This window comes from Halopseudomonas sp. SMJS2, assembly GCF_029866945.1.
Lineage (GTDB): Bacteria > Pseudomonadota > Gammaproteobacteria > Pseudomonadales > Pseudomonadaceae > Halopseudomonas > Halopseudomonas bauzanensis.
Genome location: NZ_CP123445.1, coordinates 684,731 through 706,780 on the forward strand (window position 1 = coordinate 684,731; position 22,050 = coordinate 706,780).

26 protein-coding genes and 1 pseudogene are annotated in these 22,050 nt (G+C 57.2%); 19 read left to right on the forward strand and 8 right to left on the reverse strand.

Going from position 1 to position 22,050, the window contains the following annotated elements:
• Window positions 1-42: 42 nt before the first annotated feature.
• The 9 genes from QAO71_RS03320 to QAO71_RS03360 all read left to right on the forward strand — a co-directional run bounded on the left by QAO71_RS03320 (window position 43) and on the right by QAO71_RS03360 (window position 6,631).
• Window positions 43-711 carry a glutathione S-transferase family protein gene (locus QAO71_RS03320; RefSeq protein ID WP_280165235.1) on the forward strand — a complete coding sequence of 223 codons (669 nt, stop codon included), beginning with the start codon at window positions 43-45 and terminating at the stop codon, window positions 709-711.
• A gap of 100 nt (window positions 712-811) precedes the next feature.
• Window positions 812-1,231, forward strand: a complete 420-nt coding sequence (locus QAO71_RS03325; protein WP_280165236.1) for a PaaI family thioesterase — start codon at window positions 812-814, stop codon at window positions 1,229-1,231.
• 105 nt (window positions 1,232-1,336) lie between these two features.
• Window positions 1,337-1,702 carry a glyoxalase superfamily protein gene (locus QAO71_RS03330; protein ID WP_280165237.1) on the forward strand — a complete coding sequence of 122 codons (366 nt, stop codon included), beginning with the start codon at window positions 1,337-1,339 and terminating at the stop codon, window positions 1,700-1,702.
• Between the two features lie 577 nt (window positions 1,703-2,279).
• Window positions 2,280-2,678, forward strand: a complete 399-nt coding sequence (gene fos, locus QAO71_RS03335) for a fosfomycin resistance glutathione transferase (RefSeq protein WP_280165238.1) — start codon at window positions 2,280-2,282, stop codon at window positions 2,676-2,678.
• A gap of 130 nt (window positions 2,679-2,808) precedes the next feature.
• The gene (locus QAO71_RS03340; protein ID WP_280165239.1) at window positions 2,809-3,498 is read left to right on the forward strand and encodes a DUF899 domain-containing protein; all 690 of its coding nucleotides are present in this window, start codon (window positions 2,809-2,811) and stop codon (window positions 3,496-3,498) included.
• Between the two features lie 182 nt (window positions 3,499-3,680).
• Window positions 3,681-4,337, forward strand: a complete 657-nt coding sequence (locus QAO71_RS03345; RefSeq protein WP_280165240.1) for a glutathione S-transferase family protein — start codon at window positions 3,681-3,683, stop codon at window positions 4,335-4,337.
• Window positions 4,338-4,530: 193 nt separating this feature from the next.
• Entirely contained in the window at window positions 4,531-5,127 is a 597-nt protein-coding gene (locus QAO71_RS03350; RefSeq protein WP_280165241.1) for a class I SAM-dependent methyltransferase, read from the forward strand.
• A 349-nt stretch (window positions 5,128-5,476) separates the two neighbouring features.
• Window positions 5,477-5,785 carry an antibiotic biosynthesis monooxygenase gene (locus QAO71_RS03355; RefSeq protein WP_280165242.1) on the forward strand — a complete coding sequence of 103 codons (309 nt, stop codon included), beginning with the start codon at window positions 5,477-5,479 and terminating at the stop codon, window positions 5,783-5,785.
• Window positions 5,786-5,917: 132 nt separating this feature from the next.
• Window positions 5,918-6,631 (forward strand): class I SAM-dependent methyltransferase, encoded by a 714-nt coding sequence (locus tag QAO71_RS03360; RefSeq protein WP_280165243.1) that lies wholly within the window; start codon window positions 5,918-5,920, stop codon window positions 6,629-6,631.
• Between the two features lie 91 nt (window positions 6,632-6,722).
• Here the strand turns inward: QAO71_RS03360 and QAO71_RS03365 are convergent, their stop codons facing one another.
• The 5 genes from QAO71_RS03365 to queC all read right to left on the reverse strand — a co-directional run bounded on the left by QAO71_RS03365 (window position 6,723) and on the right by queC (window position 10,806).
• Window positions 6,723-7,481, reverse strand: coding sequence for a slipin family protein (locus tag QAO71_RS03365; protein ID WP_136869078.1), 759 nt, complete (start codon window positions 7,479-7,481; stop codon window positions 6,723-6,725).
• Between the two features lie 17 nt (window positions 7,482-7,498).
• Window positions 7,499-8,866: a nodulation protein NfeD gene (locus QAO71_RS03370; protein WP_280165653.1), complete on the reverse strand. Its 1,368-nt coding sequence runs from the start codon at window positions 8,864-8,866 to the stop codon at window positions 7,499-7,501.
• A gap of 175 nt (window positions 8,867-9,041) precedes the next feature.
• Window positions 9,042-9,758: a 7-carboxy-7-deazaguanine synthase QueE gene (queE, locus tag QAO71_RS03375; protein WP_280165244.1), complete on the reverse strand. Its 717-nt coding sequence runs from the start codon at window positions 9,756-9,758 to the stop codon at window positions 9,042-9,044.
• Window positions 9,755-10,111: a 6-carboxytetrahydropterin synthase gene (locus QAO71_RS03380; RefSeq protein ID WP_280165245.1), complete on the reverse strand. Its 357-nt coding sequence runs from the start codon at window positions 10,109-10,111 to the stop codon at window positions 9,755-9,757. Before QAO71_RS03380 ends, queE begins: the two co-directional genes overlap by 4 nt.
• A complete protein-coding gene (gene queC, locus QAO71_RS03385) occupies window positions 10,099-10,806 on the reverse strand; it encodes a 7-cyano-7-deazaguanine synthase QueC (RefSeq protein WP_280165246.1) in 708 nt (235 codons plus the stop codon). Before queC ends, QAO71_RS03380 begins: the two co-directional genes overlap by 13 nt.
• A gap of 209 nt (window positions 10,807-11,015) precedes the next feature.
• On the opposite strand from queC, the gene QAO71_RS03390 reads away from it, so the two are divergent.
• From QAO71_RS03390 to QAO71_RS03405, 4 genes are all read left to right on the forward strand, one after another.
• Window positions 11,016-11,441 carry a VOC family protein gene (locus QAO71_RS03390; protein ID WP_280165247.1) on the forward strand — a complete coding sequence of 142 codons (426 nt, stop codon included), beginning with the start codon at window positions 11,016-11,018 and terminating at the stop codon, window positions 11,439-11,441.
• 487 nt (window positions 11,442-11,928) lie between these two features.
• Entirely contained in the window at window positions 11,929-12,324 is a 396-nt protein-coding gene (locus tag QAO71_RS03395) for a DUF1801 domain-containing protein (RefSeq protein ID WP_280165248.1), read from the forward strand.
• A 31-nt stretch (window positions 12,325-12,355) separates the two neighbouring features.
• The gene (locus QAO71_RS03400; protein ID WP_280165249.1) at window positions 12,356-12,997 is read left to right on the forward strand and encodes a Vat family streptogramin A O-acetyltransferase; all 642 of its coding nucleotides are present in this window, start codon (window positions 12,356-12,358) and stop codon (window positions 12,995-12,997) included.
• Complete coding sequence (locus tag QAO71_RS03405; RefSeq protein ID WP_280165250.1) at window positions 12,994-13,821, forward strand: AadA family aminoglycoside 3''-O-nucleotidyltransferase; 828 nt, start codon at window positions 12,994-12,996, stop codon at window positions 13,819-13,821. The genes QAO71_RS03400 and QAO71_RS03405 overlap by 4 nt, the downstream gene beginning before the upstream one ends.
• A 141-nt stretch (window positions 13,822-13,962) precedes the next feature.
• Here the strand turns inward: QAO71_RS03405 and QAO71_RS03410 are convergent, their stop codons facing one another.
• Window positions 13,963-15,822: a carboxylesterase family protein gene (locus tag QAO71_RS03410; RefSeq protein ID WP_280165251.1), complete on the reverse strand. Its 1,860-nt coding sequence runs from the start codon at window positions 15,820-15,822 to the stop codon at window positions 13,963-13,965.
• A 182-nt stretch (window positions 15,823-16,004) separates the two neighbouring features.
• Here QAO71_RS03410 and QAO71_RS03415 point away from each other — a divergent pair, with 182 nt between their 5' ends.
• From QAO71_RS03415 to QAO71_RS03435, 5 genes and pseudogenes are all read left to right on the forward strand, one after another.
• Window positions 16,005-16,232 carry a hypothetical protein gene (locus QAO71_RS03415; protein WP_074781091.1) on the forward strand — a complete coding sequence of 76 codons (228 nt, stop codon included), beginning with the start codon at window positions 16,005-16,007 and terminating at the stop codon, window positions 16,230-16,232.
• Between the two features lie 163 nt (window positions 16,233-16,395).
• Window positions 16,396-18,104: pseudogene (locus tag QAO71_RS03420) on the forward strand (ribonucleoside triphosphate reductase); the annotation flags it as partial.
• On the forward strand, window positions 18,101-18,274 hold the full coding sequence (gene nrdD, locus QAO71_RS03425) for an anaerobic ribonucleoside-triphosphate reductase (protein WP_280165252.1): 174 nt from the start codon (window positions 18,101-18,103) through the stop codon (window positions 18,272-18,274). The pseudogene QAO71_RS03420 and the gene nrdD, both read left to right, overlap by 4 nt.
• The gene (locus QAO71_RS03430) at window positions 18,264-18,869 is read left to right on the forward strand and encodes an anaerobic ribonucleoside-triphosphate reductase activating protein (RefSeq protein WP_280165253.1); all 606 of its coding nucleotides are present in this window, start codon (window positions 18,264-18,266) and stop codon (window positions 18,867-18,869) included. Before nrdD ends, QAO71_RS03430 begins: the two co-directional genes overlap by 11 nt.
• A gap of 310 nt (window positions 18,870-19,179) precedes the next feature.
• Window positions 19,180-19,764 carry an anti-virulence regulator CigR family protein gene (locus QAO71_RS03435; protein WP_280165254.1) on the forward strand — a complete coding sequence of 195 codons (585 nt, stop codon included), beginning with the start codon at window positions 19,180-19,182 and terminating at the stop codon, window positions 19,762-19,764.
• 17 nt (window positions 19,765-19,781) lie between these two features.
• Here the strand turns inward: QAO71_RS03435 and QAO71_RS03440 are convergent, their stop codons facing one another.
• Together QAO71_RS03440 and QAO71_RS03445 are read right to left on the reverse strand one after the other, a co-directional pair.
• Entirely contained in the window at window positions 19,782-19,955 is a 174-nt protein-coding gene (locus QAO71_RS03440) for a hypothetical protein (protein WP_169304580.1), read from the reverse strand.
• A 280-nt stretch (window positions 19,956-20,235) separates the two neighbouring features.
• Complete coding sequence (locus QAO71_RS03445) at window positions 20,236-21,162, reverse strand: 5'-nucleotidase (RefSeq protein WP_036991051.1); 927 nt, start codon at window positions 21,160-21,162, stop codon at window positions 20,236-20,238.
• A 154-nt stretch (window positions 21,163-21,316) separates the two neighbouring features.
• On the opposite strand from QAO71_RS03445, the gene QAO71_RS03450 reads away from it, so the two are divergent.
• Entirely contained in the window at window positions 21,317-22,048 is a 732-nt protein-coding gene (locus QAO71_RS03450; protein ID WP_036991267.1) for a glucose 1-dehydrogenase, read from the forward strand.
• Window positions 22,049-22,050: the final 2 nt, after the last annotated feature.

Genomic DNA, 22,050 nt, shown 5'->3' on the forward strand with positions numbered 1-22,050 from the left:
AGCCAGTGCACTCAGACCCTCAATCAACTGGGAGTCATTCCAATGATCCCGACCATTACAGCCTTTGAAAGCTCACCGGATGAGGGGCAGGGACTGGCGCGTGACATGCGCGTTCGCTGGGCGCTCGAGGAAGTGGGCCAGCCTTACGACGTTCGTCTTGTTTCGTTCAAATCGATGAAGGAACCCACGCATCGTAAGCTTCATCCTTTCGGCCAGATTCCGACCTATGAAGAAGGCGATCTTGTTCTGTTTGAGTCGGGCGCGATCATACTTCATATCGCCGAACGCCATGCGGGCTTGCTGCCGGAGGACGCGAATGCGCGGGCGCGGGCGATCACATGGATGTTTGCCGCGCTCAATACCGTGGAACCGCCAATCGTCGAGCGCGAGCAGGTTCTTTACCAGGAGCACGGCAAGCCTTGGTACGAGGAGCGTCTGCCTATCATCGAGGAGCGTGTTCGCGCGCGGTTAAACGATCTCTCCATCCGGCTAGGGGCAACTGACTGGCTCGACGGTGCATTCAGCGGCGGCGACCTCTTGATGGTGCTGGTGCTGCGGAGGTTGGAAGGAACGGGTATTTTGAAGGACTATCCGAACCTCTCCACCTATGTCGCCCGCGGCGAAGCACGGCCCGCCTACAAGCGCGCGTTTGACGCTCAATTGGCGGTTTTTACTAGCAAGCAGCCCGGTCGATTGTACGGTGTGGCCTAACAACACGCAGCACTCGCGGCCTACGACCGCTGGGATACCAGTCTGCTACGCGGATAGTCGCCCGTGTGCTATGCGTTAGCGAGACAAACTAGGAGGCATCGTGGATTCTGAAGCGTTTTTCTGGCGGATTCAGGCAGGCGATTTACCAGAACCGCCCGCTGCAAAGACTTTGGGTATGACTATTATAAAATTGGATATTGCAACTGGCGAACTAGAAGCCGAATTTGATGGCAAGCAGGAATTCACGAATCCCGCGGGGAATATCCAGGGCGGTTTTCTGTCTGCGATGTTGGATGACACCATGGGGCCAGCTTTAGCGTCTCAACTGGCGGCTGGAGAATTTGCTCCTACTTTGCACCTTAACGTCCAGTTCATCTCTGCTGCAAAGATTGGCAAGCTCAGTGGAATTGGGCGTGTTGTGAAAAGAGGAAAAGATATTTGTTTTCTGTCTGGAGAGCTTTCTCAGGAAGGTCGAGTCGTGGCTACCGCAACAGCAACTGCGGCGATCCGGAGACTATAGTGGTCGCTAACCAAGCCAATCACAGCAACAGCTTCTCCGTTGCGGCTTCGGCTACACTTTAAAGCTGCGCGTGTTGACAGCATCATGTTTTATCGAGGAATGAGCATGGAATTTCAAACAATACCTATCTTGCGCATTTTCGATGAAGGAAAAGCAAAAGAGTTTTATCTCGAATTTTTAGGTATGAGTCTGGACTGGGAGCACCGCTTTGAGGCCAATTTCCCGATATATATGCAGGTGTCAAAGGGGAATCTTGTCTTCCATCTCAGCGAGCATTCGGGCGATTGCACGCCTGGAAGCAAGGTGTTTGTCAACGTAAGTGACCTCGAAGCTCTTTATCACGAGGTTACTTCCCGCCCGTATCAGTACAGTAAGCCGGTAATTGAGCAGGCCCCATGGGGTGATCGTTGTTTTACGGTAATAGACCCGTTTTCAAACAGGGTGCTATTTAATGAGCCAACAAATACATAACACCTGTCTCAAATCCTTCGCACACTGGGACGGGCTAAAGCCCGCCCCTTAGCATTGGGTAATGGTGACGAAGGAATCATTTGGGTTGTTGTTCTAAACAGTTCATCTGGAGAAACACAGGCACTCACTAATAAAGATCGCTCCCACATCAATGGAGTGATTGAGGCTCTTAATCATCCATCGCGGGTGAGTAGCTAACAATCCATTCAAGCCGGCGCCGCTTCGCGGCACGGCGTTATGTGTCCGAGTTACCCAAAAGCAGTAGACACCTTCTATAGTTGGGTAGCCCCTAGCAGGAGGAGCATCATGACCAAGAAGCGGCATGCATATACTGAGGATTTTCGCAGGGAAGCCGTACGTCGAGCGGATCAGCCAGGCAACACAGCAGCGTCTGTCGCCAAAGAACTGGGACTGCATCCTGGCCAGATCTAGAACTGGGTGTCTTGGCAGCTCAATCTGTTGAGCTAGGGTGATGGCGGCCAACACATAACCAAGCGCAGCACTACGCAGCCTCCCACTGCCGGACGCTCGCAAACTCGCGCCGGCGTACGTGACGTTAAGTTTTAGGATCAGCCACATGATCACGGGCATCAATCACATCACCTTTGCCGTCAGGAATTTGAGCTCTTCAATCGAGTTCTATCGTGACTTGCTGGGAATGAAGCTGCATGTAACCTGGGACGAAGGCGCTTATTTAACCGCGGGCGATACGTGGATATGCCTAAGCGTTGGAGAACCAGAACCCGCCAATGACTACACTCATGTGGCATTCAGTATCGGCGAAAGCGAGCTTGCCGAGCTGCACGCTAGGCTGCAACAAGCTGAGATCAAGGAATGGAAGCAAAATACCAGTGAAGGGGGCTCCCTTTATCTGCTTGATCCGAACGGCCATCGTATAGAGCTTCATTGTGGAACGTTGGCAACCCGCTTAGCTGGGCTGGAGCAGTCGCCCTATAAAGGGTTGGTCTGGTACTGAAACGTAACAATCGGCTGTTGCCGCCCCCTTCGGGGCTGGGACGCCTTTTCCGCCGCTCTGCGGCTACAAGCCCGCCTTGAAGCCGGGTATTGGCTCGCCAACCACATTGAACAAATAGGAGGCTCAGGTAATGACAACAAATAAGCAACCGCTACCGGAGGTCGTTTCTTCAGACGAATGGAAAGTAGCGCTGGGCCAGCTTCTCGTAAAAGAAAAAGAACTAACCCGAGCAAGGGATGCACTGAACGCTGAGCGTAGGAGGCTGCCAATGGTTAAGGTGGCTAAGCACTATACGTTCCAGGGAGAAAACGGCGAAGCGTCCTTAATCGATCTGTTTGAAGGGCGTCGTCAGCTCATTGTTTATCATTTCATGTTTGCCCCGGAGTGGAAGGCGGGCTGTGACGGTTGCTCCTGGGTTGTAGATGCCATGACTCATCCGGCCCATTTGCATGCGCGCGATACCTCATTGGTTTTGGTGTCACGCGCACCAAGGGAAAAGCTCAAACAGTATAGATTGCGGATGGGCTGGGCTACTCCTATCCCGTGGTATTCGTCTTACGAGAGCGACTTCAACTTCGATTTTGGTGCAACAACAGATAAAGGCGAGAGGCACGGTGTAAGTGTTTTTATTCGCGACGGAAATGACATCTACCGCACCTATTATACCGGCGCGCGTGGTGTCGAATATCTCGGCAGTCTTTGGACATACCTAGACCTGACCCCGTTTGGCCGTCAAGAAACCTGGGAAGACTCTCCCGAAGGCTGGCCGCAGACTGAGCCGTATGTCTGGAATCGCCGCCACGACGAGTACGACGTCTGAAGCCTACACGCGCAATGTGCGCGCTGCCGTTACCCGAATACGACGGCATGTGTGCCAACCGTTGGGCAACCAGGAAGTAATTGGCGATCGTCGAATCCGGACAAGATCGAACGACTAGATAGTGACCTTGGTCATTCTGAGCGGGGCCACCGCCTTGGAAAATAACTAGTCGGAGATCGTCAATGATTACAGTATATGGATTTGGGAAAGTAACCCCGCAGGTGATCGGGATCACGAGGGATTTGCGTGTATTCTGGGCGCTGGAAGAGTGCGATTTAGCGTATCAGGTCCATGGCCTCGACGACTTCGCTGGGGAGCTGCAGAGCTCGGACTATTTGGAGATCAATCCATTCGGCAAGGTGCCGGCCATCGACGACGATGGGTGCATTATTTTTGAATCAGGTGCCATTGTCACCTACCTGGCCGAACAATCAGGGCGACTCATGCCCTCGAGCGGAGCGGAACGCGCGAAAGCCTTTCAGTGGGCGTTTGCCGCACTGGACACCGTCGAAACGCCCCTGACAGAGATCGCGGTGATTGACCTCTTCGAAGCGGATGCTGAGTGGGCGAATCAGCGACGCTCCGCATTGGTGAAGATGGCTCGTGACCGCCTTGAGGTGCTAGACCGTACTCTTGTCGAGAAGGCTTACCTGCTCGGGGATCAATTCTCCTATCCAGATATTCTGATGGCGACCTCCCTGCATCAGGTCCAGCATACAGACCTTTTGGAGGCTTTCCCCAATGTGGTTTCTTATCTGGCGCGCTGCGAAGGCCGACCAGCTTGGCGCCAATGCCTCGGCACATACAAGCAACGCTTGGCGGAAGCAGCAAGGTTATGATTATCTTAGCCGCCTGTGCCCAATGGTCCGTCGGCGGATACAATGAGCCCATTCGCAAGGTCATCATCGCAGGCATCATAGCCCTCGTTGCTCTCATTGCTGCAGGGGCAATCCATTTGAGCCGATAGCCTGGGCGGCGCGACTTAATCAAGCGTAGTTCAAACCAAACAGTAGACGCTCAAGGACAACCACTATGCCGCCCACGAACCCCAGGAAAGGGTGGGAAGGTTACTATCGTGCTAATCAAGACCGTCCAGCCTCGCCGCTTCTGCGCCGTATCCTCGGGCCTGACTTATTACCTCAGGGCAACCGCCAGGCAATCGATTTAGGTTGTGGTGCTGGCCTGGAGACGGCTTCGCTATTGAATGCACGGTGGAATGTTCTGGCTATTGATAGGGAGCCACGGGCCATTGAGCGCGTTGAAGCGTTGGCGGCCGGTCAGTCTGGTCGTTTGGTTACAGTTACCTCGTGCTTTGAGGAATTGGAAGAGTTGCCGTCCTCTGCTCTCATTCATGCAGGGCTCAGCTTGCCTTTCTGCGCCCCGGCGGGCTTTCCGCGGCTCTGGGCACTGATTGCTGCAGCCCTTGAGCCCGGTGGGATCTTCGTTGGGCACCTGTTTGGTGATCGGCATGATTGGGCTAGTTACCCCGAAATGAGCTTTCATACCAGAGAAGAAGTCGAAGCCCTCTGCAGCGAGTTTGTAATCGAGCTTCTGCGCGAATCCGAGGGAGATGGTGGGCTCGTTCCGCATCACTGGCATCGCTTCGATATTATTCTTCGAAAGTCATAAGAATACCCGGCCTTGGATGTCTCCAGGCACCCCGGCCCGATGGTGAATGCAGTACATACCTCTGTTATCAATATCGGCCTGGGTGGAGGGACTTTTCTCGCCGGCTTGGCAATCTCTGCAGGCTATGACGTTCGTGCTGCATTATGGATAGGTGCTGTCCTGGCGGTATTGGGGCTATGCTCAGTGCTGCCTTACCTGCGTCGCGGAAGAGTAGGCTGGACCTGAAATCAGCTGATTCCTGAAAATGATCGGTTCAATCTGTTCCGTTCGCTTCGCTTAATGGGACGGGCCAGATCCCGTCCGTTAACCAAATGTTAGGTTTTTTACACGACATGATCGCGAGGTTCCAATGACGTCTTTCGCACTTATTGTTAGGCACCAAACCCAGCCCGGGAAACGGGATGAAGTCCGTAAGGTCTGGGAAAAGCACATGGCGCCGGCCGTAGCTGCCAATCCGGGGCATACCGCGTACTTTTACTGCTTTGATAATGCTGATCCGGATTCAATTAGCGCTTTCCAGCAATACGCCAATGCCGAGGCGTCGCAGGAGTTCTTGAAGACAGACAGTTATGCGGCATATCTCGAAGAGGTTGAGCCGCTTCTGGCTGGCCCGCCCCAGGTCACGGCTCTGACTCCGGTATGGACCAAAGAGGCCTGACAGTTCACGCAAGCCGCGGTTGGAGCTCCGTCATGGGCAAAGTCAACTATCATGGGCATTCGGCGTAAAGAGCTGACCGGCGCTTCAGCCGACGGTGGGCATTTTGGTTGTGCCAGGAGACGGGAGAATGCAATGCATCCAAGCGAAATAAAAGCTCTGTTTGATCAACAAGCTGCAAACTACGATACGCAGTGGGCGAAAACGGCATCAATCCGCGACTGCCTGCACTTACTGCTTGGGTCGCTGTTCGCAGAGCTACCTGCAGATGCAAGCATTCTCTGTGTTGGTGTGGGAACTGGAGATGAGCTGATCTATCTTGCGTCGAAGAACCCCGGCTGGCGTTTTATTGCGGTAGAGCCGTCCGGCCCCATGCTCGATGTCTGCCGCCAAAGGACAGAAAAAGAAGGCGTGGCATCCCGCTGTACTTTTCACGAGGGTTATCTCAGCTCACTGCCGGTTATGGAGCAACAGGACGCAGCAACCTGTTTCCTGGTATCTCAATTCATCCTGGAAGAAGGTGAGCGCTCGACCTTCTTCAGTGAGATCGCAGAACGGCTGAAACCCAACGGCCTGCTTGCCAGCTCCGACCTGGCATCAGATGTCGAGTCATCAGAATACGCTGTGCTTCTTCGTGGCTGGATGAAGATGATGTCTGCGGCGGATATATCACCGGAAGCGCTTGAGCGTATTCGCAAAGCCTACGCCAATGATGTTGGTGTCCTTCCTCCGGCCAAGGTTGCCTCCATCATTGAGTCGGGAGGTTTTGAGCTTCCTGTTCAGTTTTTTCAGGCGGGATTGATTCATGCTTGGCTTTCAAAGCGAAGCGCAGGAATATCGGCGCCATAATTCGCTGGCTGATGTCGGGCCGAAGCAGGCGACAGCGGTCCTTGCCGCCGCGATCAGCAGCAGGTACTGGAACAGATGCCGGTGAACGAGCTCACGGGTTTTTGGTACCTTTGACCAGGCTGTTAATCAGATCTATCGGCAACGGGAAAATGATCGTGGAGGTGTTGTCGGTACTCATGTCGGCCAAGGTCTGTAGATAGCGCAGCTGCATCGCTCCTGGCTCACTGGACATGACCCGCGCGGCTTCGACCAGCTTCTCCGATGCCTGCAATTCACCTTCGGCATGAATCACCTTGGCGCGGCGCTCGCGCTCAGCTTCGGCCTGACGGGCAATGGCGCGTACCATCGATTCGTTAAGATCCACATGCTTGATCTCGACGTTCGCCACCTTGATGCCCCATTCGTCAGTCTGGGCATCCAGAATCTCCTGGATGTCCGAGTTGAGCTTGTCCCGTTCGGAGAGCATTTCGTCCAGGTCGTGCTTGCCGAGCACCGAGCGCAGTGTGGTTTGCGCCAACTGGCTGGTCGCCTCGGCGAAATTCTCCACCTGAATGATCGCCCGCTCCGGATCAACCACGCGATAGTAGAGAACCGCGTTGACCCGCACGGTCACGTTGTCCTTGGATATGACGTCCTGGGCGGGGATATCCAGCGCAACCACCCGAAGATCTACCCGTACCATTTGCTGGATTCCGGGAAGAATGAAGATCAGGCCGGGGCCCTTGACGCCTTGGAAGCGACCGAGAAAGAACACGACCCCGCGCTGGTACTCAGGGAGGACGCGGATGGCCGATGCCAGAATGGCAAGCAGTACGATGAGTGGGGCTAGATAGGGTGCAAGGTCGAACATGATGGATTCTCCCGAGGTTATGGGACGCGTTGGTCATCGGTGGGCTTGAGATGCAATGTCAAACCCTCCACTTTCTCGATAAGGACCGGTTGTCCAGCCTGGACCGGCTGCTCAGACACGGCATTCCAGCGTTCACCGCTGACTTGCACATGGCCGCGGTAGTGCCCAGGCGGGGCTCCTGCCCACGGTTGGAAGTTGTCGGCAGCGATACCGCCTCGTCCTACCATTTTGTCGATGCCACTGGTTGCCGGTAGGCGTCGGAAACGGGCAAGCCGGGTCAGGATCCACAGCATGAAGCCAGCAGCGACGGCAGCGATGCCCCCGATCATCGGTAGCGACACCTGCTGGTGCGTACCGTCCATCAGGATCACCGAGCCGATAATGAACGCAACGATCCCGCCAACACCGAGAATACCGAAGCTGGGGGCGAATGCTTCAGCCATGATCAGTGCCAGCCCGAGTATGATCAGTGCCAACCCGGCGTAGTTGACCGACAGAACCTGGAACGCGAACAGCGCGAGAATGAGACATACCGCGCCGAGAATACCGGGGAACAATTGGCCGGGGTTCGACAGCTCGAAAATGATCCCGTAAAAACCGATGATCATCAGAAAGAAGGCGATGTTGGGGTTGGTGATGACCGATAGCAGCCGGGTCCGCCAGTTCGGGTCCACCTGCTTGATCACCAGATTGGCGGTCTCAAGGGTCTGGCTACCCGACACCATCACGACAGTACGGCCGTTTATCTGTTGCAGCAGGTCGTCGACATCTGTGGCGACGATATCCACGACGTTGCGCTCCAGCGCCTGCTGCGCGTTCAGGTTGACTGCTTCGCGTACCGCTTCCTCCGCCCAGTCGGCGTTGCGACCATGGCGTTCAGCCAGGCTGCGGATGTAGGCTACCGAGTCCTCCAGTACCTTGCGCTCCATCGCAGTGCTACCCCGCCGGGGTTCATCATCACTCTCCTTGGCATCTGATTCAGTTGCTGGCTCCGGTTTGTCGGCGTTTGACATCGGACTCATCTGCACGGGCGTAGCCGATCCCAGATGCGTAGCCGGCGTCATTGCCGCAATGTGGCTGCCATACAGGATATAGGTGCCAGCACTGGCCGCACGAGCACCGGCGGGCGTCACGTACGTGGCCACTGGCACGGGTGAGGCCAGGATGTCACGGATGATCATGCGCATGGATTCCATGAGGCCTCCCGGGGTATCCATGCGGATGACCACCAACCCTGCCTGCTCTTCTTCCGCCTGTTCGATACCCCGTGCCACATAGTCCATCGTTGCCGGGCCGATAGCGCCTTCAACCGTGAGCACGATGGCACTGCGTTGGCTCTGCTGGGCCTGCGTGCTGGTCATCAGGCTGGCCAGCAGAAAGAGCATGCCCACACCGATAAGACTGGCGGCAAAGGCAAGCATGGCGCGATTGTCAGGGAGGTGGGTAGGCATGGCAGTAGCTCCCCGCTGAGCAGTGGGAGGTATTCATGTCAGCCTAGCAGATCATCCGGGGTATGCTCGAAAACGACCGCAAGCCCGGCCTGGTTTTCGACGAGGGGCGTCATACCCCCCGTTCGTTATTCCAGATCAACACATGCAACTGTGGCAGTACCCGGGGCCGATACCAGTGGTCAGTGGTTACCCGCTCCACCAACCAGCGCAACTGGGTGTTCAGCGCATCCAAATCAGTTTCGCGTTCCGGTTGCTCGGGGGTAGCCGGAGCGGTATTGCATGGCTGCAGATACAGCGGCAGGTGCGGATAGTCGGCTGCCAGCGCTTTCGCCCATTGGTAATCCACCTCATCGGCTATCACCAGTTTGAGACTGACATTGGTATCGGCTCCGGCAGCCGCCAGACAGGACTCGAAGCGCTCTCGGCGAAAGGGCATATCGGAGGAGGGCGGTTTGGGGCTGAGGGTGAGGTGATCGAGCTGGTTGAACCAGGTCTGGGCCTTGCTGCCCTGGGTTTCCATGGCGAAGCGGTGGCCTTGCCGATGGCCGAGTTGTAGCAGTTCCTCGAGCGGCTGCAGCGCTGGATTGCCGCCGGAGAGGGTTACCAATATCGGCTCGCCGCCACTCAGCTGGTTCACCTCGGTGAGGATTGCTTCGGCATCCATGCTCTGCCAATCCTTCTTGAAGCGAGGCTCCACTGCGTAGAGCGTATCGCACCAACTGCAACGAAAATCGCAGCCGCCAGTGCGTACAAAAACGGTGGGCAAGCCGATCAGGGCTCCCTCGCCCTGAATCGTGGGCCCGAAGATTTCACTGACCGCGATCATGGTCGGTACTCCGCCCAGGTCTTGGGCGTTTCCGAGACGGCCACTGCAGTCACTTCAGGCCAGCGAGCCTGAGCCCATTCGCACAAGTGCCGAGCCAGACGCTCGGCCGTGGTGCATTCATCTCCCAGCACGTCGTTCAGGTGGCGGTGATCCAGCTCGGCGTCGATGTACTCCTTGAACGCCTTGGGTTCCAGGTAATCCCGGACGAAGCCGTATTGATCAAGGGTCTTGCTCTGCAGCTCAAGCACTACCACGTAGTTGTGGCCATGCAAGCGGGCGCAGGGGTGCCAGTCGGGCATCTGCTTGAGCTGATGGGAGGCGGAGAAGTGAAACTCTTTCTTTATGGTGTACATGACTTCACCCTCGCTACCGCTTCCTGCCAGTACTGCTTGTCTTGATAAGGCGTGGGGTCGGCCATGACGGCCAGAGCCATGGCTTCGATACGCTCGACGCAGGTGCCGCAGCGGCCGCAATGCAACTCACCCCCTTCGTAGCAGGACCAGGTATCGCCGACCGGTACCGCATAGCGCGCGGCGTCACGGGCGATCTCGGTCTTGTCGGTAGTGACATAGGGAGCAAGCAATGCCACTTCTGCCACGCCATCCAGCGCTTTGGTTTGCATCTCGCTGAACAGGCGGATGAAGTCGGGGCGGCAGTCAGGGTAGATGAAATGATCACCGCCGTGGACTGCCAGGGCCACGGTGTCATGCCCGCGGGCGGCGGCCACGCCGAAGGCGATGGTAAGCATGATGGCGTTGCGGTTGGGCACCACCGTCACCTTCATGTTCTCTTCGCTGTAATGCCCATGGGGCACGGCGATGTCATCGGTCAGGGCCGAGCCAGACAGTTGGCGGCCGATATGGCCGATGTCCATTATCAGGTGGGGTACCGCGAGTCGCTCGGCGGCGAGGCGGGCGGCATCGATTTCCTTGCGGTGGCGCTGACCGTAGTCGAAGGTCAGCAGGGTGCCGAGGGATTGCTCCGCCGCCAGCCGATAGGCGAGCGTCACGGAATCGAATCCGCCGGAGCAGATCAGTAATGCGTTCATCAGGTTTCCTTGTTTTGTCCGGGTAGGCTGCGACCGGGTAAAGCGGGGGCCATTGTAACGCCCGGATCGATCTTGTCCAACGTAATAGCAACCGCCAATCCGAGGTGCGGCTCGCTGAGCTGCGGGGTTGTTGTGCAGCACGCGCAGCATTAAGCTCGAGCAAAGGTTATGCGCGGCAACTGCATCGTTAATCTCCGGAGACCTCTGATATGAAAGCTCGAGTCACCGTTATCACGCTTGGCGTGACTGATCTGGACCGCGCGCTTGCGTTCTACCGCGATGGCCTGGGTTTCCATACGGATGGCATCATCGGCCAGGAATTCGAGCATGGCGCTGTTGCGTTCTTTGACCTTCAGCCGGGGCTGAAATTGGCGCTTTGGCCTCGCAAGAGTATTGCCCATGACGCTGGCCTGCCGCTGGATGGCCCCAGCGCTACCGATATGACGCTCGGTCATAACGTCGCCTCCCGAGCAGAAGTCGATACCGTGATGCAGCAAGCGGAAGCGGCGGGGGCTGCGATCATCAAGCCAGCCCAAGACACTTTCTGGGGTGGTTATGCGGGGTATTTCCAGGATCTCGATAGCCATCTTTGGGAGGTGGTATGGAATCCCGAATTACTGCCTGACGGCGACTGACAGCTATTCCCGCCGCTGCATCGGTGCACTCGACTATTCCGTCTGGGAGCTGAGTCATGAGAATCATCATAAACATCGATGTTCCGGAGCTTGAGCCCGCCATCGCATTCTACTGTGGCGCCTTGGGGCTAGCGCACGAGCGTACGCTGGAGAACAGTGTGGCGGAGCTAACGGGTGGATCTTCAATCATCTATCTTCTGCATAACCCCCCTGGCTCAGGCGCGACATCCAGCACATCGGAGGAGCGTCGGTATTCCAGGCATTGGACGCCAGTCCATTTGGATTTCGTTGTAGACGACCTCGCTCAGGCAACAGAACGGGCGCTGAAGGCGGGTGCGAAGCAGGAAAGTGAATGCATCGAGTGGAAGCATTCCAGGTGTATTACTTTCTCTGATCCCTTCGGTCATGGGTTTTGTCTTATCGAGTTTGACGGAGAAACTTACAGTTAGATTGCATGCGGTTGGATACGGCAAGAGGAGGATATGCCATGGAGATCTCACCCAAACCAAAGTCGACGCGCAAGCCACCCGTACCCGCGGACAGTCACGCCGATATCGAAGACTGGATTGAGCAGGTGATGCCGAGGCTGCATCCCATTGTCAGGTATCTGGATGAACTGATCCGCGAGGCAATCCCCGGTCTGCAGTACGCCGTGAAGTGGAGAGAGGCCTATTACGGGTTGCCGGAACGCGGGTGGATCATCCAGATGGTTGCCTACGATGTTTCCGTTAATGTGGTGTTCTTCGGCGGCGCCGAGTTTGATGCGCCGCCCCCGCTGGGCGAAGGCTCCCGCTACGTGAAGGTGAGGAGTCTGGAGGAAGCGCAGGTGCCAGAGATGCGCCAGTGGATCCAGCAGGCAGCAAATGTGGCTGGTTGGAAATGACAATATAGCCAGGGGCTATTGAGGAAAAAGCGTGCAAGGTCCTGATCCAGATAATAAACACCCGATGCCAGGCTTTCCGCAGGTCTGCTTCATCAAGAACACCATCAGCAACCCGAACATCCTCGTCGGGGACTACACCTATTACGATGATCCGGATGACTCGGAAGATTTTGAGCGGAATGTGCTTTATCACTATCCGTTCATCGGCGACAAACTGATCATCGGCAAATTCTGCGCTATCGCACGTGGCACCCAATTCATCATGAATGGCGCCAACCACAAGCTGTCCGGTATCTCCACTTATCCGTTTCAGATCTTCGGTAATGGGTGGGAAAAGGTCATGCCCAAACCGGAAGAGCTGCCGTACAAGGGCGACACGGTAATCGGCAATGATGTCTGGATAGGCTACGACGCGCTCATCATGCCCGGTGTGCATATTGGCAATGGCGCTATCGTTTCTTCTCGCTCGGTTGTCGTTGCGGATGTGCCTGCCTATACCGTCGTGGGCGGCAACCCGGCCAAACCGCTCAAGCAGCGGTTCGATCCGGAGGTGGTCGCACGCCTGGAATCATTGGCATGGTGGGATTGGCCAATAGAAACGGTCACGCAGCATCTCGAGTTGATCGTCTCTGGAAATATAGATGCACTGGCTGACGTTGCGCCCCGCCAATGAAGAACGTGCTCCCTGCCGAAGTTTCAACGCAACTGTCGCAGGTGCTTGATATGGTCGAGCATCACTTGGCGTCTGCGTTCGTGGCTGCGCATCTGTATGGCTCTGTGCTGGATGGCGGTTTGAAACCATACAGCGATATCGATGTGCTGGTTACCGCAGATAGGCGACTTGATGACGCCGTACGGCAGGCGCTGCTGCTTGATTTGCTGACTGTCTCGGCACCGCCCGGCCAAAGCGAAGCTCTCCGTGCGATGGAAGTGACAGTTGTTGTACGTAGCGATGTTGTGCCGTGGCGTTATCCGCCCAGGCGGGAACTGCAGTTCGGCGAATGGCTGCGCGCGGATCTTCTTTCTGGCATTTTTGAACCCGCTGGCGTTGATCCTGACCTGGCCATCCTCCTGACGCAAGCAAGGCGGCACAGCATTGCGCTGATCGGCCCAGCGGCAAAGGACCTGTTTGATCCGGTGCCGGAAGATGATCTGTATAGAGTATTGCTCGACACTCTGAAATTATGGAATTCCTTCCCGGACTGGGAAGGTGATGAGCGAAATGTCGTGCTTACCTTGGCTCGCATCTGGTTCAGCGCAGCGACCGGAAAGATCATGCCGAAAAATATCGCTGCTGATTGGGTGATGGAGCGTCTGCCCATTGAACACCAGCCGGTACTGCGTGAGGCGCGGCAGGCCTATCTAGGGCAAACTGAGGATCGTTTGGCCTGTCGTGCGGATGAGGTGGCAGAGTTTATTCTGTTCGTAAAGCATAAGGTTATCGAGCTGCTCGGCACCAATGCGAACGCCTCAACCACCGATGGTAATAGCCCATAACGGTACATAGGTGGCACTGGATCTGTATTTTTCCGGTGCCCGGAAGAGCAGGTGCGCGAGTTTGATTGCGGAGTCGCTGCATCGGTATTGTTTCCCCAACTGCTGTTACACAGCCGGGGAGGTTCTACTCTCCAAGGGATGTTACGGGGTGGAATAGTTCGCGGATTGGCCAAAGATCACCGGCAAGGTGCCGATCTCCAATGGGGTCAGGCCTGCCTCCGCAAGGGCTGCGGCCCAGGCGGCATTGACGCTGGCTAGCGTCAGCTCCTTGGCGGACATACTGACATCGGCCTCTTCTGCGGTGGCGTCAAATACGATGACTTTATTCTGGCCAGGTGCGGGCGTCCAACGACTCCATTCGGGCTGCGATTCGCTGTAGCTGCCGTTGGGATCGCCGTCGCGGGCAAAATCCGCCAGGTAATTCATCATCGACTCCTGCAGGGCGACCCGGCCTGGCTGGTTCTGCTCGGTAAAGGGCAATTCGAACAGACCTTCGCCCGTGCCAAAGAAGAACGAGATATCCGCTGCGTGTCCTGCGCCGTAGATAAAGTTGAAGGGCGAGGGGCCTGATTGGGTGCCCCAACGGAAATCATAAGCGTAGGTGGCAGGCTGATGCTCACTGATCACGCGAGCCAGTTGGTCCACATATTTAGCACGCCAGGCACGACCGCCATGGTAGCCGGTGAGTTCGTAGGTGTCCTTGTCCTTCTGGGTGGGCAGCACCTCGTCCAGGGTTTGGCTGCCTTCGAAGGCGACATCCAGCAAATCCAGCCAGGTCTTGTCCGGCGGGGAGGGCACGTCAGGCAACGCCCCTTTAACAGCAGCGCCGTACAGCGGCATGAATGACTTCTGCTCGTACTCGTTGGCGCCCAGGATCAGTGGCACATTGTTGAAATCACCACTGGTAAAGCTGGGAATCCAGCCGCCAGCGGGGATCACCGTACCGTCTTCAATGGCACCATAAGCGCTGAGGGAGCTGTAGTTGAAAACGGCCTGGTACAGATCTCTGCCTTCGGCCGCGCGAAGGTACTCGCCCAGTGTGCCGGTGGCTTCCATCTCTTCACGCATCTGCCTGGCCTGGTCACTGGTTATGGGGGAGTCCGGCGTTTTACGGTCCTCCAGCAGGCGGATCAGCCATTCGATATGACTGTTGGCCGAACTGCGAGCGGCAGCGGGGCTGCGGGTGTTCATCGATCCGCTCTGTGACATGGCACGGTGGAAGAGCCCGGTTGCCTCCGGTGAGGCCATCAGGTTGAGCACGTTGTGAGCGCCGGCGGATTCGCCAGTGATAGTGACGTTACTCGGATCGCCGCCAAAATCAGCGATATTGGTCTGCACCCATTCCAGTGCGCGAATGGTATCCAGAGTGCCGAAATTGCCGGAGTCGGACAGCGGGTCGGCGCCATCGGTCTGCACGTCAGGATGGAAGAACCAGCCCAACGGCCCCAGACGGTATTGGACGATCACGACGACCACGTCCGAATGATTGGCCAAAGTGCTGCCGTCATACTGCTTGGCGGTGCCGAAGTTATTTGAGCCGCCATGGATCCAGACGTAGACGGGCAGTGCTTCATCCTCAAAGCCGCTGCGGTTGGGACGATAAATGTCGACAGTCAGGCAGTCCTCATCACCGATCATGTTTGAGGTGCGCTGCCATTGGGTGGTGGTTTCAGCTTGCACGCATTCGGGGCCGCGCTCGCGCGCATCCAGCGTGCCGCTCCAGTTTTGCGGCGGCAGCGGCGCTCGCCAGCGTAGCTCGTCGATGGGTGGTTGGGCGTAGGGAATGCCGTGCCAAATCAGCGTATCGTCTGTGGCAAGGCCGATAACCTCACCATTGGCGAGCGTCAGTTTGGCGCGATCGCTTGGCTTGTCAGATGAGCTGCCACCACCGCCGAGGCAGCCGGCTAACAGTAACGATCCGGCAGCCAGGGCAACGGCGGTAGCCAGCAGTTGGCGTTGTGGCGAGGTGGAGCGGGCACTACTTGTGCGACTAAACATCATGCTTCTCCTGGATATTATTTTTATGGACAGAAGGCAAGACAGTCCTTGGGATATGGCTTTTTCAACTAAGCCAGAATCAAGGTAGACGCGAATGATTGTTCATGAAGCTGGATAAGCGAGGGATATAAGGCCACTGATTGATTGGCTATGCTGGACATGGAATGTCACATCGGGGGATATCGATGGACCACTATAAGAATCTGAGCGGAGATTCGGGTGTGATCGCCTATGAACTCTCACCAGACGCCATTGTTGTGCAATTCAACAATGGTTGGAAATACGAATACACCAGTCATAGTGCTGGCGCCTCCGCCATTGCTACGATGCACCGTCTCGCCCAGGCGGGTAGAGGGCTCAGCGGCTTTATATCCGCCAATGTACGGGATGCTTACGCCCGCAAGTTTCGGTAGCGAACGGGACTGAACACTAATTGACTCGCTGATGCTGTCCGCCCGGTTCTGAGATGAGGCCGGCTTACCCTGCCGGTAGAATTGATCAATATCAAAGTCATCCCCGTGTTTGTGCATATATAGTGCGATTCACTCTTATATGCACAATATGTGGTGGTTTATGAAGACCTTTCTTGACGTTTCAAGCACCATCGACGAATACCTGAATCGCCAGGATTGGCGGGTCAACGCCAATGCCAACCAGGGCTATTCACTGGGTGGATTGATCCTCAATAGTGCCGGCAAGATCATCGCCAACTACTGGCTGAGCCATGTATACCCGGCGGCGATCGGCCACGCCCACCGCGAAGGCGATATTCATATCCATGACCTGGATATGCTCAGCGGCTATTGCGCCGGCTGGTCGCTGCGCACCTTGCTTAACGAAGGACTCAATGGGATACCGGGGCAGATCGAATCGGCGCCGCCAAAACACATGTCCAGTGCAGTGGGGCAGATCGTCAACTTCCTCGGCACCTTGCAGAACGAATGGGCCGGAGCCCAGGCCTTCAGCTCCTTCGATACCTATATGGCGCCATTTGTGCGCAAGGATCGACTCAGTTATGAGCAGGTCCGCCAGTACATGCAGGAGCTTATCTACAACCTGAATGTGCCGTCACGCTGGGGCACCCAGACGCCCTTCACCAACCTGACGTTCGACTGGGTCTGCCCTGAGGATCTGCGCGAGCAAGTGCCGGTGATCGGTGGAGAGGAAATGCCGTTCTGCTACGGCGAGCTGCAGGCGGAAATGGACCTGATCAACCGTGCCTATATCGAGGTGATGAGCCAGGGCGATGCGAAAGGTCGGGTGTTCACCTTCCCGATCCCGACCTACAACATTACCCATGACTTTCCCTGGCACAGCGAGAACGCCGAGCGGCTGTTCGCCATGACCGCCAGGTATGGTCTGCCTTACTTCCAGAACTTCCTCAACTCGGAGCTGCAACCGAATATGGTGCGCTCCATGTGCTGTCGCCTGCAGCTGGATCTGCGCGAGTTGCTCAAGCGTGGCAACGGCCTGTTCGGCTCGGCTGAACAGACCGGATCGCTGGGCGTGGTGACAGTCAACTGTGCCCGTTTGGGCTATCTGCACCGGGGTGACGAGGCGGGGCTTCTGCTAGCACTGGACAGGCTGTTGGAGCTGGGGCGTGACAGCCTGGAGATTAAGCGCCAGGTGATCCAGCAGCATATGGATGCGGGGCTGTTTCCTTATACCAAGCGCTATCTGGGCACCCTGCGCAATCATTTCTCCACCTTGGGCGTCAACGGCATCAACGAGATGATCCGTAATTTCACCGACGATGCTCAGGATATTACCCATCCTGAGGGGCATGCCATGGCCATCCGCTTGCTGGACCATGTGCGTCGGCGGATGACCGAATTCCAGGAGCAGACGGGGCATATGTACAACCTGGAGGCCACGCCGGCCGAGGGCACCACCTACCGCTTTGCCAAGGAGGATCGCAAACGGTTCCGGAAATCCTGCAAGCCGGCTCGGCTGACCAACCCTATTACACCAACTCGTCACAATTACCGGTTGGTTTCACCAGTGATCCATTCGAGGCCCTGAAGCGCCAGGAGCCGTTGCAGCAGAAATATACCGGCGGCACGGTGCTGCACCTGTACATGGCCGAACCATTGGCCAGCGCCGACGCTTGCCGCCGGCTGGTGCAACGGGCGCTGGCCAACTATCGGCTGCCGTACCTGACCATAACCCCGACCTTTTCCATCTGTCCGCATCACGGTTACCTGAGCGGTGAGCATGAGTTCTGCCCACGCTGCGATGAGGACATCCTGCTGAAAAAGCAAGCAACCCAAGGAGCAACAGCATGAACCAGCAAGCCACTACCACATTGCAAAACCACGAACGCGTACGCTGTGAAATCTGGACTCGGGTTATGGGATACCACCGCCCGGTATCCTCCTGGAACCTCGGCAAGCAGTCCGAACACCAGGAGCGGCAGTTCTTCCATCCACAGGATGCCGCCGCCGGTGGCTGCTGAATCACTGGGGGTGGGGGGCCTGGTGCCCCTCACCAGCATCGACTATCCCGGTGAGTTGGCTGCAGTGGTATTCACCCAGGGCTGTCCGTGGCGCTGTGTCTATTGTCATAACCCCGAGCTGCTGCCGGCGCGGGGTGATGTTGAAATACCCTGGAGCCAGATAGTCGAGTTTCTCGACAGCCGCCGTGGGCTGCTGGATGCGGTGGTGTTTTCCGGTGGCGAGCCGACCTCGCAGCCAGCGCTGCCGCAGGCCATCAAGCAGGTGCGGGCAATGGGTTTCAAGGTCGGATTGCATAGCGCCGGCAGCTATCCGCGCAAGCTGGAGAAGCTGCTGCCGCTGCTCGACTGGATAGGCCTGGATGTGAAGGCGAAACAGGCGGGGTACGACCTGATTACACGGACCCGCGATAGCGGCGAAGCGGCCTGGCGTAGTGTCGAACTGGTGCTGGCCAGCGGGGTAAACCATCAATTTCGCATCACTGCCCACCCCAGGTGGTTGGAGAGCAGCGACGCCCTGTGGGTTCGTGATCGGTTGCGCGCCATGGGGGCTACATCGGTGGTGATTCAGCAGGGGCGGCCACAGACATCAGCTTGAGGCTCGCAGGGCTTTGCGTGCCATCGACCAGGCGAGTCCCAACCCAACCATCAGTCCGGCCAGCATGATCTGTCCCACCGCGATCACCAGTCCTATGGCGGCATTATTCCCATGCACATTGCCAGCGATGCACCCGATCAGTAACAGCCGGTTTGCCCACAGCAGCGGGACCGAGGCGATGGGCAAACCGAAGTATGTTGTTGTCGGTCACAAAGCGCGACGAGGAGGGCAGGAACGAAGCGCTGGTTGGCAGGTCTGATAATCCGAATGGTGCTTGCAGTGTTATAACCAGCTGGAATGAGGATTTGAAATGAAAAGCCGTATCGCGATAGCCGCATTCCTGGCGGCCTGTTTGCTGGGGGCTACGGCTTATGCTGGGCCGCCTGAAGGAAAAGGCCCTGGGCATAACCGGGGCGAGCACGCCGGACAGGCGGGTAAAGGCAACCAAGGGCAGGGGCGAGGCAATCAGGGCAATCGGGGTAATTCTGACCGCCACTCATCCCGCGAAAGCCGCAAGTCTCACGATGACCGTGGGCGCTATTCCGGTTACTTCGATGATCGCCGAGACCGCCAGGGGCATTATCGGGACAGGAACAGGGACAGGGATATCATTGGCGATCTGATCGACGCTGGCATTACCGCGGCGCTCGCCAGGCAATATGCACACAGCGCCGGCTTCGATGGCTACTCCTCGCTACCTCCGGGTATCCGCAAGAACCTCATGCGGGGTAAGCCGCTGCCACCGGGAATCGCCAAGAAGGTGCGATCCGGTGCATTTCTTGAGCGCCTGCCACGGTATTCGGGGTATGAGTGGCAGACGGCCGGAACGGATTTGATCCTGGTGTCCATCGCCACTGGGGTAATTGCCGATATTCTCTACGACGTCTTCGACTGATCATCAGCCGGGGCTGTTCAGGGAATGAACAGCCGGTTGATGGTCACCGTCGGTGGGCCGCACATCACCGAGTTCGAGGAACACTTTGCGAGGTGACTGCCGGTAGCGCTATTGACCTCTACCGCCGCCACCAGGGTGATCAGCGAGACCATGGCAAATACTGGCCAGAACGGCCATCTTTTCATTTTCATGGTTGGCCCCTTTATTGTCGGGTTTATTTGGCACCATGCCGGATTTCTCCATTGCTTCGGAGCTTAGGCGCCCGGTCCAGACCCGGCCTCGTCCATTTGAGGTAGGCGTCGGTCAAAGCCGACCAGCGGTATCGACGGGCTGCGCGGATGATGGCGGCAGTGGTCAGGGGCAGGAACAGAGAGGAAGGTCAGGGGGCAGGTGTTCTCGTGATCCGGAGCCAGTTAGTCCCACGCGGATCGGCTGACCGCGTTGCCACCGGCATCAGTGGCATAGGGCGAATCACCCCAGATTCGCCACGCCAAAGGGAATATGCACCATTGGGATATCCCCCGCTTCCGATTCCAGATGCGAGCGCTGGTCATCGAAGAACATGTGGGGCTTGAGTACGCTGAGTATCCGGTCCTTTCTCATGCCGCCCAGAAAGAACACCTCGTTCGCATTCACGCCCCAATGTTCCAGCGTGGTGATCACGCGTTCGTGGGAAGGCGCATTGCGAGCGGTGACGATGGCGGTGCGCAGGACGCGCTTGTAGTCAGGGGCCGCTTCCACGGCCTGATCTTCCAGGCGCTGCAGGTGCGACAGTTTGCGAAACAGGTCCGCCAAGGGCCCTGGAGTGTGGGGAATGTGCGAGTAGGAGGTCTCATGGGCCTGGAAATCCGCCAGTGATCCCGTCTTGAATACCCGCTCCGACGCATCATCGGCAATCACGCCATCGAAGTCGAAGGCGATACGCAACTCCACATCGTCTACATCATCCACCACATGGCTGGGCAGGACAGTGCCGGCCGGGTGGTCATAATCGATGGCTTCCTGGACATCCGCTTCGTTGGCGCTGAGAAACAACGAGGCATTGAAGGCCGGGATATAGGCATAGGGCGACTTGCCTTCCAGGAAGGCGGCGCGGGTGATGTTCAGCCCATGGCGCACGATGGAGTTGAATACCCGCTTGCCGGTAATGGCCGAGTTGCGGGACAGCAGTACCACCTCAACCGGGCATTGCTCCGGGAATTTCTGATTGATACTCAGAAAGCGCCGCACAAAGGGAAAGGCCACGCCTTTGTCCAGCGGAATATGCAAATGCTCTTGCTGGTACGCCCGGTAGGCTTTTTCCCCTTGCTCGCGAAATACCTGATCGGATTCGGATAGATCGAACAACGCGCTGGACGCGACGGCGATCACCAGTTTCTGTTCGATGGGGTAGGACATAGAGGCGGTATACCGTCGGCTTGCAAGGGAAGACCATGGTAGCCGATCTGTATCCATTATCAGTAGGTGCTGGAGAAATCTGGCCGTTTTGCTTGACCAGCTTGGGCAAAGCAGCCACAACAACAGGAAGACTCCGATTCAGGTGAAGGAAACCATGGATAACGTTGTGATCGTGACGGGTGCGGGGCGGGGCATCGGCGCTGCTACCGCGAGATTTTTGGCGTCCCGAGGGTATGCGGTATGCGTCAATTACCGTTCCGACAATGCAAGCGCGGAGGCCGTGGTGGCGGCCATCAGCGCAACGGGCGGTCGGGCCTTTGCCTGTCAGGCTGATGTATCGGTCGAGAGCGAGGTGCGTGCGCTATTCGATGCTGCGGAGCAGCGTTTCGGCCCCGTAACGCATCTGGTGAATAACGCCGGCGTGTTGTTCTGCCAATCACCGCTGGCCGAGATGAGCGTCGAGCGTTTTAACAAGGTGCTGACGACCAACGTGACCAGTTGCTTTCTGTGCTCGCGGGAATTCGTGCAAAGGGCGAAATATCCGGGCGCTATCGTCAATGTCTCATCGGTGGCAGCAAGAACCGGCTCACCCTTTGAGTATGTGGATTATGCCGCCTCCAAAGGTGCTGTCGACACGCTGACCAAGGGCTTGTCGCTGGAGCTGGCTGCACGAGGTATCCGGGTAAATGGGGTGAGGCCTGGATTCATTCATACCGACATGCATGCCGATGGCGGCGAGCCGGAGCGCGTTGAGCGGCTGGCGCCCCAGATTCCCCTGCAGCGAGGAGGGGAGCCGGAAGAGGTGGCCAATGCCATCGCCTGGCTGTTGTCTGACGAGGCGTCCTACGTGACGGGCTCGTTTATGGACCTGGCGGGCGGTAAGTAGTA